Genomic DNA, 12,663 nt, shown 5'->3' with positions numbered 1-12,663 from the left:
CAATCAACGACAAAAAGCAAAACCCGGCCATTAAGACCGGGTTTCACGTGAATCATAGCCGGCAATGTTTATTCGGCGGCGACCTTCGTGCCGGGAGCTGCATCGCGGACGCTGCCATCGACATGGTCTTCGAACTTGGCGAAGTTGGCGATGAACATATCGACGAGGCGACGGGCCTGGGCGTCATAGGCGTTGCCGTCCGCCCAGGTCGAGCGCGGATCGAGAATGCCGTCGTCGACGCCCGGTACCGAAACGGGGACTGCGAAGCCGAAGTTCGCGTCGGTGCGCAGTTCGGCGGCGTTCAGCGAACCGTCGAGGGCTGCGGCGAGCAGAGCGCGGGTCACCTTGATCGGCATGCGGCTGCCGGCGCCATAGGCACCGCCGGTCCAGCCGGTGTTGACCAGCCAGCAGGTGACGCCGTTCTTGGCGATCAGGTCCTTCAGCAGGTTGCCGTATTCCGACGGGTGACGCGGCATGAATGGCGCGCCGAAGCAGGTCGAGAACGTGGCTTCCGGCTCGGTGACGCCCTTCTCGGTGCCGGCGACCTTGGCGGTATAGCCGGACAGGAAGTGATACATCGCCTGTTCCGGCGTCAGCTTGGCGATCGGCGGCATCACGCCGAAGGCATCGGCGGTCAGCATGATGATCGTGCGCGGCTGCGGCGCGGTGCCGGTTTCACTGGCATTCGGGATGAAATCGAGCGGATACGCGCAACGGGTGTTCTCGGTCAGCGAGCCGTCGTCGAAATCGGGAACCCGACGCTCGTCGAGAACGACGTTCTCCATGACGGTGCCAAAGCGGCGGGTCGTGGCGAAGATTTCCGGCTCGGCCGCTTCGGAAAGCCGGATGGCCTTGGCGTAGCAACCGCCTTCGAAGTTGAAGACGCCCTCATCTCCCCAGCCGTGCTCATCGTCGCCGATCAGGGTGCGGGTCGGATCGGCCGAGAGCGTGGTCTTGCCGGTGCCCGACAGCCCGAAGAAGATGGCGGTATCGCCTTCAGGACCGACATTGGCCGAGCAGTGCATCGGCATGACGCCCTTCTTCGGCAGCAGATAGTTCAGAACGGTGAACACCGACTTCTTCATCTCGCCGGCATAGGACGTGCCGCCGATCAGGATGAGGCCGTTGGCGAAATCGCAGGCAATGACCGTTTCCGTACGGCAGCCGTGGCGCTCGGGATCGGCCTTGAAGCTCGGCAGGTCGATGATCGTCAGCTTCGGCAGGAAGGAAGTCAGTGCCTCGCGCGCCGGACGGATCAGCAGGTTGCGAATGAACAGCGAATGCCAGGCAAATTCGGTGACGACACGGGTCGGCAGGGCATTGTCCTTGTCGGCGCCGCCGACGAGGTCCTGGACATAGAGTGACATACCCTTGGCATGATCAAGCATATCCTGGCGCAGCACGGCGAAATGCTCCGGCGACAGCGGCTTGTTGTTGTCCCACCAGATCTGATCGTCGGTGGAGGCATCACGAACGACGAACTTGTCCTTCGGGGAGCGACCGGTGTGCTGACCGGTGCGCGCGACGATCGCGCCATGCGCCGTCAGTTGAGCCTCGCCGCGGCGAATGGCTTCTTCGTAAAGCTCTGCGGCTTCGAGGTTGTAGCGGACCACGTCGAGATCCGTAAAGCCGAGTTTTTCCAAGCCGTTCGCTGCATTGCGAGTGCCGAGTTGCTCCATGGTCAAGCTTCCTTCGTGTTTGGCCATTGGCGTTAAATCTGGCCGGAACATACTTGCATGCTCGCTCAAAAACAAGGTGACGTCAAAAAAAGAATAATGATTTCAGTATATTAATCGATTTAAAGAAAATTATCGTTTTTTTAATCGGTTGAATCCGAGTTCCCTGCGCCATATCTGCCTCTGGGCGACAGAGTGTACGCGTGAGCGCTTTTTGGGCTTCGCCACAATTTGTTCCACCTTTATACTCAAGTAACGCACCCGTGACTCGCGGTTGCCGCGGATTCGGAAACGAAACCGGCGATCGGCCTCAAATGACGGAGTTGAACACGATGCAGACCATCGCGCTTGTCGATGATGACCGGAATATCCTGACGTCCGTATCCATCGCCCTGGAAGCCGAAGGCTACAAGGTCGAGACCTATACCGACGGCGCCTCCGCGCTCGAAGGCCTGTTGGCCCGGCCGCCGCAGCTTGCGATCTTCGACATCAAGATGCCGCGCATGGACGGCATGGAGCTGTTGCGGCGCCTGCGTCAGAAGTCGGATCTGCCGGTGATCTTCCTGACATCCAAGGACGAGGAGATCGACGAACTCTTCGGCCTGAAGATGGGTGCCGACGATTTCATCACCAAGCCGTTCTCCCAGCGCCTGCTGGTCGAGCGCGTCAAGGCGATCCTGCGCCGGGCGGCCAACCGCGAAGCGGCGGCGGCCGGCGGCACCACTGGCACCCCCAAGACGTCCGACACGCCTACGCGCTCGCTGGAGCGCGGGCAACTGGCCATGGACCAGGAGCGCCACACCTGCACGTGGAAGAACGAGCCGGTCACGCTTACGGTTACAGAGTTTCTCATTCTTCACTCTCTCGCCCAGCGCCCGGGCGTGGTGAAGAGCCGCGACGCGCTGATGGACGCCGCCTATGACGAGCAGGTCTATGTCGACGATCGCACCATCGACAGCCACATCAAGCGGCTGCGCAAGAAGTTCAAGATGGTCGACAACGACTTCGACATGATCGAGACGCTTTACGGCGTCGGCTACCGCTTCCGCGAGATGGCCTGAGGCGACACCGGGGTCTCAGCACTTGCCATCGCGTCGTTTGTGGAGCATTCAGAACCGACGCGATGGCGGGCAGGCTTTGACCCGCCGCTTGGCCTGGCCGGTGGCATCGGATCCACGAGACCGAAGACCAGAAAAAACATCGGCGGATCTGCGAAACCCGACATCCGGGTGACGCGTGGTCGCAGTCAGAAGATACGGCGGGGATACTCCCGCTGCGGGAGCGGAAAGACTTGGTGGAAGTCTTGCAAGGCGATGTCGATGAACTTGACGGACGGACATCGGCCCGCAAAGGCCGGCGCTGGGCCTATTCTTTCACGCTGATTCGCCGCCTGTTCGGCAACGCCGTCTTTTCGAGCCTGACGCGACGGATCGTCTTCTTTAATCTCGTGGCGCTCGTGGTTCTGGTCGGCGGGATCATGTATCTCAACCAGTTTCGCGAAGGGCTGATCGACGCCCGCGTCGAAAGCCTGCTGACCCAGGGCGAAATCATCGCCGGCGCCATTTCGGCGTCTGCCTCCGTCGACACCAATTCGATCACCATCGATCCTGAAAAGCTGCTGGAGCTGCAGGCCGGCCAGAGCATCACGCCGCTGCCGAGCGACGAAGACCTGGATTTTCCGATCATCCAGGAACGGGTGGCTCCGGTGCTCCGGCGCCTGATCTCGCCGACCCGCACCCGCGCGCGCCTGTTCGACGCCGATGCGGATCTGCTGCTCGATTCGCGCCACCTCTATAGCGGCGGCCAGGTGCTCCGCTTCGACCTGCCGCCCGTCGACCCCGAAGCCACCGGTATCGAGGAAAAGTTCGGAAGCTGGATCAACCGCCTGCTGCAGTCGGGCGACCTGCCGCTCTACAAGGAACCGCCGGGTGGCAACGGCTCGATCTATCCCGAAGTCATGAACGCGCTCACCGGCGTGCGTGGTGCGGTGCGCCGCGTGACCGAAAAGGGCGAGCTCATCGTCTCGGTCGCCGTGCCGGTGCAGCGGTCCCGCGCCGTTCTCGGTGTGCTGCTCTTGTCCACCCAGGCCGGCGATATCGACAAGATCGTGCATGCCGAGCGCCTCGCCATCATCCGCGTGTTCGGGGTCGCTGCCCTCGTCAACGTCATTTTGTCGCTGCTCTTGTCTTCGACCATCGCCAATCCGCTGCGGCGCCTTTCGGCCGCCGCCATCCGGGTGCGCCGCGGTGGCGCCAAGGAGCGCGAGGAAATACCTGATTTCTCGTCGCGCCAGGACGAGATCGGCAACCTCTCCGTCGCGTTGCGCGAGATGACGACCGCACTCTACGACCGGATCGCGGCGATCGAGAATTTCGCCGCCGACGTCAGCCATGAGCTGAAGAATCCGCTGACCTCGTTGCGCAGCGCAGTCGAAACCCTGCCACTTGCCCGCACCGACGAATCGAAGAAGCGGCTGATGGACGTCATCCAGCACGACGTCCGTCGCCTCGACCGCCTGATCAGCGATATCTCCGACGCCTCGCGGCTCGACGCCGAACTGGCGCGCAGCGATGCCAAGGTGGTCGACCTTGAAAGACTGCTCGGCGACCTCGTCGATATCTCCCGTCAGATTCGCAGCAAGAAGAAGCCGGTGCTGCTGGATTTCGTCATCGACCGCAAGGACAGCCCCAAGGCGCGTTTCGCCATCAACGGTTACGAATTGCGCATCGGCCAGATCATTACCAACCTGATCGAAAACGCCCGCTCCTTCGTGCCCGAACAGGGCGGCCGTATCGTCGTGCGCCTGACACGCTCCCGGTCGCGCTGCCTCGTCTATGTCGAGGATAACGGTCCCGGCATCCAGGCAGAAGACATCGACCGGATCTTTGAACGCTTCTATACCGACAGGCCGGAAGGCGAAGACTTCGGCCAGAACTCCGGCCTTGGCCTGTCGATCTCCCGGCAGATTGCCGAAGCGCATGGCGGCACGCTGAAGGCCGAAAACGTCATGGGTCCGGATGGGCAGATCGTCGGCGCCCGTTTCGTGCTTTCCCTGCCCGCCGAGCCGCACGCGTGACGCCGGGGCATAACGTTCACGGCACGGCAATGGTTCTCGGCACGACCGGTTTTCTGGTAACCGGACCCTCCGGCATCGGCAAATCAAGGCTGGCGCTCGCCTGCATTTCGGCAGCCCGCCAGATGGGACACTTTGCGGCACTGGTCGCCGACGATCGTGTCGACCTGACAATGGAAAAGGGCCGGATTATCGCCCGTTGCCCCGCGGCGATCGAAGGCCTGATAGAGATCCGCGGCGCCGGAATTGCGAAGCTCGACACGGTGCCTGCAGCGGTAATGGATTGGGCCATCCTGCCGGTGAGTGAACCATTCGATCCGCGCCTGCCGCCGGAAAACGAGCGACTTCTCATACCCGTCGGTGGCAGCCTGCCAATTGTTCGCGTTCCCATTGAAAATGGCGCACATGTGCTTGCTGCCCTGCGTGCACTGCTACCCGAAAAATTAGGATTTTAGCTATAGTTGCAGGCAACGGGGCTGGTTTTTCGGCATTTTTGGCTTGCACTTCGCCTTTTCCTTGCCAAGATGGCCGCCCCAACAGGTGGACGAAATTGCTGCATTGCGATATCTGACCATCAGTGAATTGCGCGTGCAGTCGGAGAAAAGATACCCATGATCGGACTTGTGCTTGTCACCCATGGCAAGCTGGCTGAGGAATTCCGACACGCGCTCGAGCATGTTGTCGGTCCACAAAAAGCTATCGAGACCGTTTGCATCGGCCCCGAGGACGACATGGATCAGCGTCGGCAGGATATCCTCGACGCCGTCACCAATGTCGACGAGGGCCACGGCGTCATCATTCTCACCGACATGTTCGGCGGCACGCCTTCCAATCTCGCCATCTCGGTCATGCGCAGCGGCACCGTCGAAGTCATCGCCGGCGTCAATCTGCCGATGCTGATCAAGCTCGCCGGGGTGCGCGGCGAAAGCGACATGGACAAGGCGCTCGCGGAAGCTTCCGAGGCGGGACGCAAATACATCAACGTCGCCAGCCGCGTCCTGAGTGGAAAATGATGGACCACCGCCCCGACATGTTGCTGACGCGCGAGCTCCTTATCGTCAACAAACGCGGCCTCCACGCCCGCGCTTCGGCGAAGTTCGTGCAAACGGTCGAGGCCTACGATGCCGAAATCACGGTGTCGAAGGACGGCAGCACCGTCGGCGGCACCTCCATCATGGGCCTGATGATGCTGGCCGCCAGCACCGGCTCAAGCGTTTGCGTCACCGCCAGCGGTGCGCAGGCCGAAGAAGCGCTGAATGCGCTCGACGCGCTGGTGCGCGACAAGTTCGGCGAAGAAACGTAACCGACAATATAAAGATATAAAGACTTCTTTATATCGAGGTTGCCCTGCCCCAGGATTCCTGATAGATCGGTCGCACTCTCACCGCGATGGTATGCGCGGGAGGCATAGTCGTGCCGCCGGATGGCCAGAGGGCCAGAGCGGCTTGAAGAGATCAGCCTGGAGAATTTCATGACCACCACTCAGGATTACATCGTCGCCGACATTGGTCTTGCCGATTTCGGACGCAAGGAAATTACGATCGCCGAAACCGAGATGCCGGGCCTGATGGCCTGCCGCGAAGAGTTTGGCGCCTCCAAGCCGCTGAAGGGCGCGCGGATCACCGGTTCGCTGCACATGACCATCCAGACGGCCGTGCTGATCGAGACGCTCGCGGCTCTCGGCGCTGACATCCGCTGGGCCTCGTGCAATATCTTCTCGACCCAGGACCACGCAGCCGCAGCGATCGCTGCAAGCGGCATCCCGGTCTTCGCCGTCAAGGGCGAAACGCTTGAAGAATACTGGACCTATACGGACAAGATCTTCCAGTGGACCGACGGCGGCGTCTCGAACATGATCTTGGACGACGGTGGCGACGCGACCATGTACATCCTGCTCGGCGCCCGCGCCGAAGCTGGCGAAGACGTTCTCTCCAACCCGGGTGCGGAAGAAGAAGAGATCCTGTTCGCGCAGATCAAGAAGCGCCTCCAGGCTTCGCCGGGCTGGTTCACCAAGCAGCGCGACGCCATCAAGGGCGTGACCGAGGAAACGACGACAGGCGTCAACCGTCTGTACCAGCTCCAGGCCAAGGGCCTGCTGCCGTTCCCGGCAATCAACGTCAACGATTCCGTCACCAAGTCGAAGTTCGACAACAAGTACGGCTGCAAGGAATCGCTGGTTGACGGCATCCGCCGCGGCACCGACGTGATGATGGCCGGCAAGGTCGCCGTCGTCTGCGGCTACGGCGACGTCGGCAAGGGTTCGGCTGCTTCGCTCTCGGGCGCTGGCGCCCGCGTCAAGGTGACGGAAATCGACCCGATCTGCGCGCTGCAGGCCGCCATGGACGGTTTCGAAGTCGTCCAGCTCGAAGACGTTGTTTCGTCGGCCGACATTTTCATCACGACGACCGGCAACAAGGACGTCATCCGCATGGACCACATGCGCGAAATGAAGGACATGGCGATCGTCGGCAATATCGGCCACTTCGACAATGAAATTCAGGTCTCCGCCCTGCGTAACCTGAAGTGGACGAACATCAAGCCGCAGGTCGACATGATCGAGTTCCCCAAGGGCAACCGCATGATCCTGCTGTCGGAGGGTCGCCTCTTGAACCTCGGCAACGCCACCGGCCACCCGTCCTTCGTGATGTCCGCCTCGTTCTCCAACCAGGTGCTGGCCCAGATCGAGCTCTTCACCAAGGGCGAGAACTACAAGAACGAGGTCTACGTTCTGCCGAAGGCGCTCGACGAGAAGGTTGCTCGCCTGCATCTGAACAAGCTCGGCGCCAAGCTCTCCGAGCTGTCGCAGGAACAGGCTGACTACATCGGCGTCGGCCAGCAGGGTCCGTTCAAGGCCGAACACTACCGGTACTAATCCTTACCCGGGCAATCCACAACATGTTGTGGCCGCGTTCTTGACAAGAGAGCGCGGCCTCTTTTTTGGGCGGCTCCCTTCCCGGCGATTCGTCAACGAAGTATGCTCTAACCCATTGATTCGTGATGCCGGTGCGGACCTTCGGGCATTTGCGAGTGGGATGTCTTGTCGGCAAGCGGCAAACAGACGGAGACAGACCGGGGATGCAATCAGAACTGACGCGAACCCTTGAACCGGGTATCGCCGGAACTGCGTATGGCACTACAGGGCCGGCAGCACCCTTCGGGCAGACGGGGACGGCAGCGCCATGACAACAGCACAAGAAACCTCATCGGGCGGTCGCCGCAAGGGTCCGGTACTCCTTCGCCGCCTCATGGCCTGCACGGCGCTTTTCGCCGCGACGGATGCGGTCGCCCAGGTCTCGGCGCAGAAGGCGAATATCTTCGGCTCGTCGGAGGTCATCACCTTCTCCGTCCTCATCGGCGTCATTTCCGCGGCGATGATCTCGGCAATCTGGCTGATCCGCCAGCGCGGCAATATCGAGGCTGAAAACCGCGAATTGCGGTCCGACCTTTCGGACGCCAATCAGCGCCTCTCGCGCTTCCAGGCGCTCATTGCCGACAAGAACCGTCGCATCGTCATCTGGGACGGGCTTGCCGAGCGAGCCGAACTGCTCGGCCAGTTGCCGGTAGAAACCGGTGCGCCGGCAGACGACCGCGAGTTCCTGGCGTTTGGACGCTGGATCAAGGGGAATTCTGCCAGCGAACTGGAAAAGGCGATCGACGCCCTGCGCACCCAGGCGCGCAGCTTCGATCTGGTGCTCGAAACGACGCGCAACGAAGTCCTGGAGGCACAGGGCCGCGTTTCCGGCGGACGCGCTTTCGTGCGCTTCATCGCGCTCAACAACATGCGGGCGGAACTGGCCGAACTGAAGCTTGAGCGTGATCGCCTCAACAACTCGCTGACGTCCTTCCGCACCCTGCTCGACGCGATCGACCTTCCGGTCTGGCAGCGTGGCACCGATGGGGCCCTGAGCTGGGTCAATGAGGCCTATGCCGACGCCGTGGAAGCACCCAACGTCGCTGCGGCCATCGCCGAGGGCCGTGAACTGCTGGCGACTGTGGCGCGCGAAAAGATCCGCGCCGTCTCGACCTTCGACACGCCGTTCCGCGACAAGCTTTCGACCGTGGTCAAGGGCAACCGCACATTCTTCGACGTCGTCGACGCCCGCAGCCCGGCCGGAACGACTGGCATTGCCATCGACGTCTCCGGCGTCGAGGCTGTGCGGGAAGAACTCAATCGCACGCTCAAGAGCCACGCGGAAACGCTTGATCATCTTGCGACCCCGGTCGCCATCTTCGATGGCAATCAGCGCCTGCAATTCTACAACCAGGCCTTCCAGCGTCTCTGGAACCTCGATATGGGCTTCCTCGAGCGTAAGCCTGACAATGGCGAAGTGCTCGACCGCCTGCGCTCGGGCGGACAGTTGCCCGAGCAGCTCAACTGGAAACAGTGGAAGGCGAACGCGCTTTCCGTCTACCAGGCGCTCGATACCCAATCCGACCTCTGGCACCTGCCGAACGGCCAGACGCTACGGGTATTCGCTACGGCACGGCCGCAAGGCGGCGTTACCTGGGTGTTCGAGAACCTGACCGAGAAGGTCGATCTCGAAACCCGCTACAACACGCTGGTTCAGGTCCAGGGCGAAACCATCGACCATCTCGCCGAAGGCGTTGCGGTGTTTGGTCCCGATGGCCGCATCCGGCTTTCCAACCCGGCCTTCCGCGCGATCTGGGGCATCAACGAGACCGAGGCGAAGCCGGGCACCCATATCCGCGCGATCGAGCAGGCCTGCCTCATGTCCTACGACCAGCCTGATGGCTGGAAGCGGTTCTCCCATATCATCACCAGCTTCGACGACGAACGACCCTCGAGCCGTGGCATTCTTGAACTCAGAACCGGCCTGATCCTCGACTTCGCCGTCATTCCGCTGCCGAATGCCCAGACGATGCTGACCTTCGTCAACATCACCGACAGCGTGCGGGTCGAGCGCGCCTTGACCGAAAAGAACGATGCGCTGCGCAAGGCGGATGCGCTGAAGAACGACTTCGTTCATCACGTGTCCTACGAGCTGCGCTCGCCGCTGACCAACATCATCGGCTTTTCCGACCTTTTGAAGACGCCGGCTTTTGGCGACCTCAACGATCGTCAGGCGGAATATGTCGACCATATCGCCACGTCCTCGTCGCTGCTTTTGACCATCGTCAACGACATTCTCGACCTCGCCACCGTCGATGCCGGCATCGTCGAGCTCGACATGTCGGAGATCAATCTCACCGATTTCCTCGACGACATCACCCATCAGATGGCCGACCGGCTGGTCGAGTGCGGCGTCACGCTGCGCGTTGCGGCACCCGACAACCTCGGACGCATGGTCGCGGATCAGCAGCGGCTGAAGCAGATCTTCATCAAGCTCTTGACCAACGCTGCCAACTTTGCGCCTGACGGCAGCGTCATCGAGCTTGCCTCCCGGCGCGAGGGCGGAGATTTCGTTTTCTCCGTTTCGGACAGCGGTCCGGGCATTCCCCAGGATGTGCTCGATACGGTGTTCAACCGCTTCGAAAGCCATGGCCAGCGCGGCGGCGCCGGCCTCGGCCTGTCGATCGTCGAGAGCTTCGTCAGCCTTCACCACGGCACCGTATCGATCCGCAGCCGCGAGGGCGAAGGCACTGAAGTCAGCTGCCGCATTCCTTCGGCAGAGGTCCCGAAGATCGTCGCGGCGGAATAATGCAGCCGATTGCGCGCTTCCTGAAGGACGAGGCAGCCACGATCCAGTTCGGCGAAGACCTGGCTCTGGCGCTGAAGGTCGGCGACTGCCTGGCCCTGTCGGGTGATCTTGGCGCCGGCAAGTCGACACTGGCGCGCGCCTTCCTGCGCGCCGTTGCCGATGATGACGGCCTGGAAGTGCCGAGCCCGACATTTACGCTGGTGCAAAGCTACGACCTGCGCCTCCCCGTGGCGCATTTCGATCTCTATCGCCTCGCCGATGCCAGCGAACTCGACGAGCTCGGCTTCGATGAAGCGCTGTCTCTCGGCGTCTGTCTTGTCGAATGGCCGGAAAGAGCCGACGAGGCCTTGCCCGCAGGCAGGATCGTGCTGTCGATCACCCACGAGGCCGCCGGACGGACGGTCAGCATCGCCGGCCCCGAGGATGCTCTACAACGCATTGCCCGCTCGCTGGCGATCCGCGACTTCCTCGCACGCAACGGTTTTGCGGACGCGCGCCGACGTCACCTGAGCGGCGATGCCTCGGTGCGGGCATACGAACGGATCGACGGCCGAGACGGTCTCCCAGCCAGGATCCTGATGGATGCCGCACGGCATAAGCCCGGCCCAATCCTTCAGGACGGCAAGTACTATCAGCAACTGGCGCATCTCGCCGAGGATGTGATCCCCTTCGTCGCCATTGACGAACTCCTGAGAGAACGGGGATTTGCAGCGCCTGCGATCTACGCGCGCGACCTGGACCAGGGAATTCTGCTGATCGAGGACCTCGGTTCCGAAGGCGTCCTTGACGAGGCCGGAACGCCGATCGAGGTGCGCTACGTCGAAAGCGCGCGGTTGCTCGCCAGGCTTCACGCCACGCCGGCCAGGCGTGACATCGTTCTGTCTGGTGGCGTCAAGCACCATATTCCTGATTTCGACCGGACAGCGATGAAGATCGAGACCCGGCTGCTCACCGACTGGTACCTGCCGTGGAAACGCGGCGAACCGGCGACGGAACAGGAAAAGCAGGAATACGCCGCGATCTGGGACGACCTCATCGACCTCATCGCGGCGTCCGAAAAAAACCTGCTGCTGCGTGACTTTCATTCCCCGAACATCATCTGGCGTCCGGAACACGACGGTCTCCAGCGTGTCGGCCTGATCGACTTTCAGGATGCGATGATCGGACCGACGGCCTATGACGTGGCGTCGCTGGCTCAGGACGCCCGGGTGACGATCGAACCGGCGCTGGCGGGCCGATTGATGAACGCCTATCTCGTGGATCGCCGTGCGACCGGTCCGTTCGACGAGGCGCTGTTCCTTCGCGACTGGCATCTGATGTCGGCCCAGCGCAACTGCAAGCTCGTCGGCATCTGGGTGCGGCTGATGCAGCGGGACGGCAAACCCGGCTACATGAAGCATATACCGCGCACTTTCGCCTATCTCGAAGTCGCCCTCATGCACGAAGCGCTGAAACCCTTGCGCGACTGGTGTATGAAGACGGGAATCATCGTTCCCGAATCAGCGAACTGACAGAGAAGCAATGTCGATCAGCAATGCGATGGTGCTCGCAGCGGGCCTCGGTACCCGCCTACGCCCGATCACCAACACCATCCCGAAGCCATTGGTGAAGATCGCCGGCAAGCCGATGATCGATTATGTTCTCGATCTGCTGGTGAACGCCGGCGTCACCAGGGCAGCCGTGAACGTCCACCACTTCGCCGACCAGATGGAAGCCCATTTGCAACAGCGCTCAGCGCCCGAGATCGTGATCTCCGACGAACGCGACGTGCTGATGAATTCGGGTGGTGGGCTGGTCCAGGGGCTGAAATTGCTTGCCGACGGCCCCGTTCTGGTGATGAACGCCGATCTCTTCTGGGTCGGCGAGGACGCAGGCAAGCCCGGTAATCTCGAGCGCCTGGCCAATTTCTTCGATCCGGAGCGCATGGATATGGCCCTGCTTTGCGTGCGCGACGAGGATACGACCGGACACAACGGCAAGAAAGATTTCTCGCTCGGCACTGATGGCCGTCTGGTCCGCTATTCCGAGGGCATGGACAATCCCGTGGTCTATGCCGGCGCGATCGCGCTCGACAAGAAGCTGTTTGCCGATGCGCCGGACGACGCATTCAACCTGAACATCTATTTCGATCGGGCGATTGCCGCAGGGCGACTGTTCGGCATTGTGCTTCACGGCCACTGGATGACGGTCGGCACGCCGGAGGCGATCGAAGACGCCGAAGCCGCGATCCGCCGCTACCAGCCGGGGGGATGAG

At 61.8% G+C, this 12,663-nt stretch carries 10 protein-coding genes; 9 read left to right on the top strand and 1 reads right to left on the bottom strand.

The features are described from left to right. Positions 1–68: 68 nt before the first annotated feature. Positions 69–1,679 (bottom strand): phosphoenolpyruvate carboxykinase, encoded by a 1,611-nt coding sequence (locus ABIE33_RS08930; RefSeq protein ID WP_429123977.1) that lies wholly within the window; start codon positions 1,677–1,679, stop codon positions 69–71. A 329-nt stretch (positions 1,680–2,008) separates the two neighbouring features. Between ABIE33_RS08930 and chvI the strand changes: the two genes are divergently transcribed. From chvI to ABIE33_RS08885, 9 genes are all read left to right on the top strand, one after another. Next, positions 2,009–2,737: a two-component system response regulator ChvI gene (gene chvI / locus ABIE33_RS08925; protein WP_429124061.1), complete on the top strand. Its 729-nt coding sequence runs from the start codon at positions 2,009–2,011 to the stop codon at positions 2,735–2,737. Positions 2,738–2,967: 230 nt separating this feature from the next. Continuing rightward, complete coding sequence (locus ABIE33_RS08920) at positions 2,968–4,752, top strand: stimulus-sensing domain-containing protein (protein WP_429123976.1); 1,785 nt, start codon at positions 2,968–2,970, stop codon at positions 4,750–4,752. Beyond that, positions 4,749–5,204, top strand: coding sequence for an HPr kinase/phosphorylase (locus tag ABIE33_RS08915; RefSeq protein ID WP_429123974.1), 456 nt, complete (start codon positions 4,749–4,751; stop codon positions 5,202–5,204). Before ABIE33_RS08920 ends, ABIE33_RS08915 begins: the two co-directional genes overlap by 4 nt. Positions 5,205–5,360: 156 nt before the next feature. Further along, on the top strand, positions 5,361–5,762 hold the full coding sequence (locus ABIE33_RS08910) for a PTS sugar transporter subunit IIA (RefSeq protein ID WP_077505418.1): 402 nt from the start codon (positions 5,361–5,363) through the stop codon (positions 5,760–5,762). Further along, positions 5,759–6,052: an HPr family phosphocarrier protein gene (locus ABIE33_RS08905; RefSeq protein ID WP_429123971.1), complete on the top strand. Its 294-nt coding sequence runs from the start codon at positions 5,759–5,761 to the stop codon at positions 6,050–6,052. Before ABIE33_RS08910 ends, ABIE33_RS08905 begins: the two co-directional genes overlap by 4 nt. A gap of 168 nt (positions 6,053–6,220) precedes the next feature. After that, a complete protein-coding gene (gene ahcY, locus ABIE33_RS08900; protein ID WP_429123969.1) occupies positions 6,221–7,621 on the top strand; it encodes an adenosylhomocysteinase in 1,401 nt (466 codons plus the stop codon). 307 nt (positions 7,622–7,928) lie between these two features. Then, positions 7,929–10,409, top strand: coding sequence for an ATP-binding protein (locus tag ABIE33_RS08895; RefSeq protein WP_429123967.1), 2,481 nt, complete (start codon positions 7,929–7,931; stop codon positions 10,407–10,409). After that, entirely contained in the window at positions 10,409–11,920 is a 1,512-nt protein-coding gene (gene tsaE / locus ABIE33_RS08890; protein WP_429123966.1) for a tRNA (adenosine(37)-N6)-threonylcarbamoyltransferase complex ATPase subunit type 1 TsaE, read from the top strand. Before ABIE33_RS08895 ends, tsaE begins: the two co-directional genes overlap by 1 nt. 10 nt (positions 11,921–11,930) lie before the next feature. Next, entirely contained in the window at positions 11,931–12,662 is a 732-nt protein-coding gene (locus ABIE33_RS08885) for a nucleotidyltransferase family protein (protein WP_429123963.1), read from the top strand. Position 12,663: the final 1 nt, after the last annotated feature.

The organism is Ensifer sp. 4252, assembly GCF_050434565.1.
Lineage (GTDB): Bacteria > Pseudomonadota > Alphaproteobacteria > Rhizobiales > Rhizobiaceae > Ensifer.
The sequence above is the reverse complement of the archived record's forward strand: the minus strand, read 5'-3'. Positions and strand labels throughout refer to the sequence as shown.

Coding starts and splice junctions, on each gene's coding strand:
- ABIE33_RS08930 (WP_429123977.1), bottom strand. CDS start 1,679: ATGGAGCAACTCGGCACTCGCAATGCAGCGAACGGCTTGGAAAAACTC.
- chvI (WP_429124061.1), top strand. CDS start 2,009: ATGCAGACCATCGCGCTTGTCGATGATGACCGGAATATCCTGACGTCC.
- ABIE33_RS08910 (WP_077505418.1), top strand. CDS start 5,361: ATGATCGGACTTGTGCTTGTCACCCATGGCAAGCTGGCTGAGGAATTC.
- ABIE33_RS08905 (WP_429123971.1), top strand. CDS start 5,759: ATGATGGACCACCGCCCCGACATGTTGCTGACGCGCGAGCTCCTTATC.
- ahcY (WP_429123969.1), top strand. CDS start 6,221: ATGACCACCACTCAGGATTACATCGTCGCCGACATTGGTCTTGCCGAT.
- ABIE33_RS08895 (WP_429123967.1), top strand. CDS start 7,929: ATGACAACAGCACAAGAAACCTCATCGGGCGGTCGCCGCAAGGGTCCG.
- tsaE (WP_429123966.1), top strand. CDS start 10,409: ATGCAGCCGATTGCGCGCTTCCTGAAGGACGAGGCAGCCACGATCCAG.
- ABIE33_RS08885 (WP_429123963.1), top strand. CDS start 11,931: ATGTCGATCAGCAATGCGATGGTGCTCGCAGCGGGCCTCGGTACCCGC.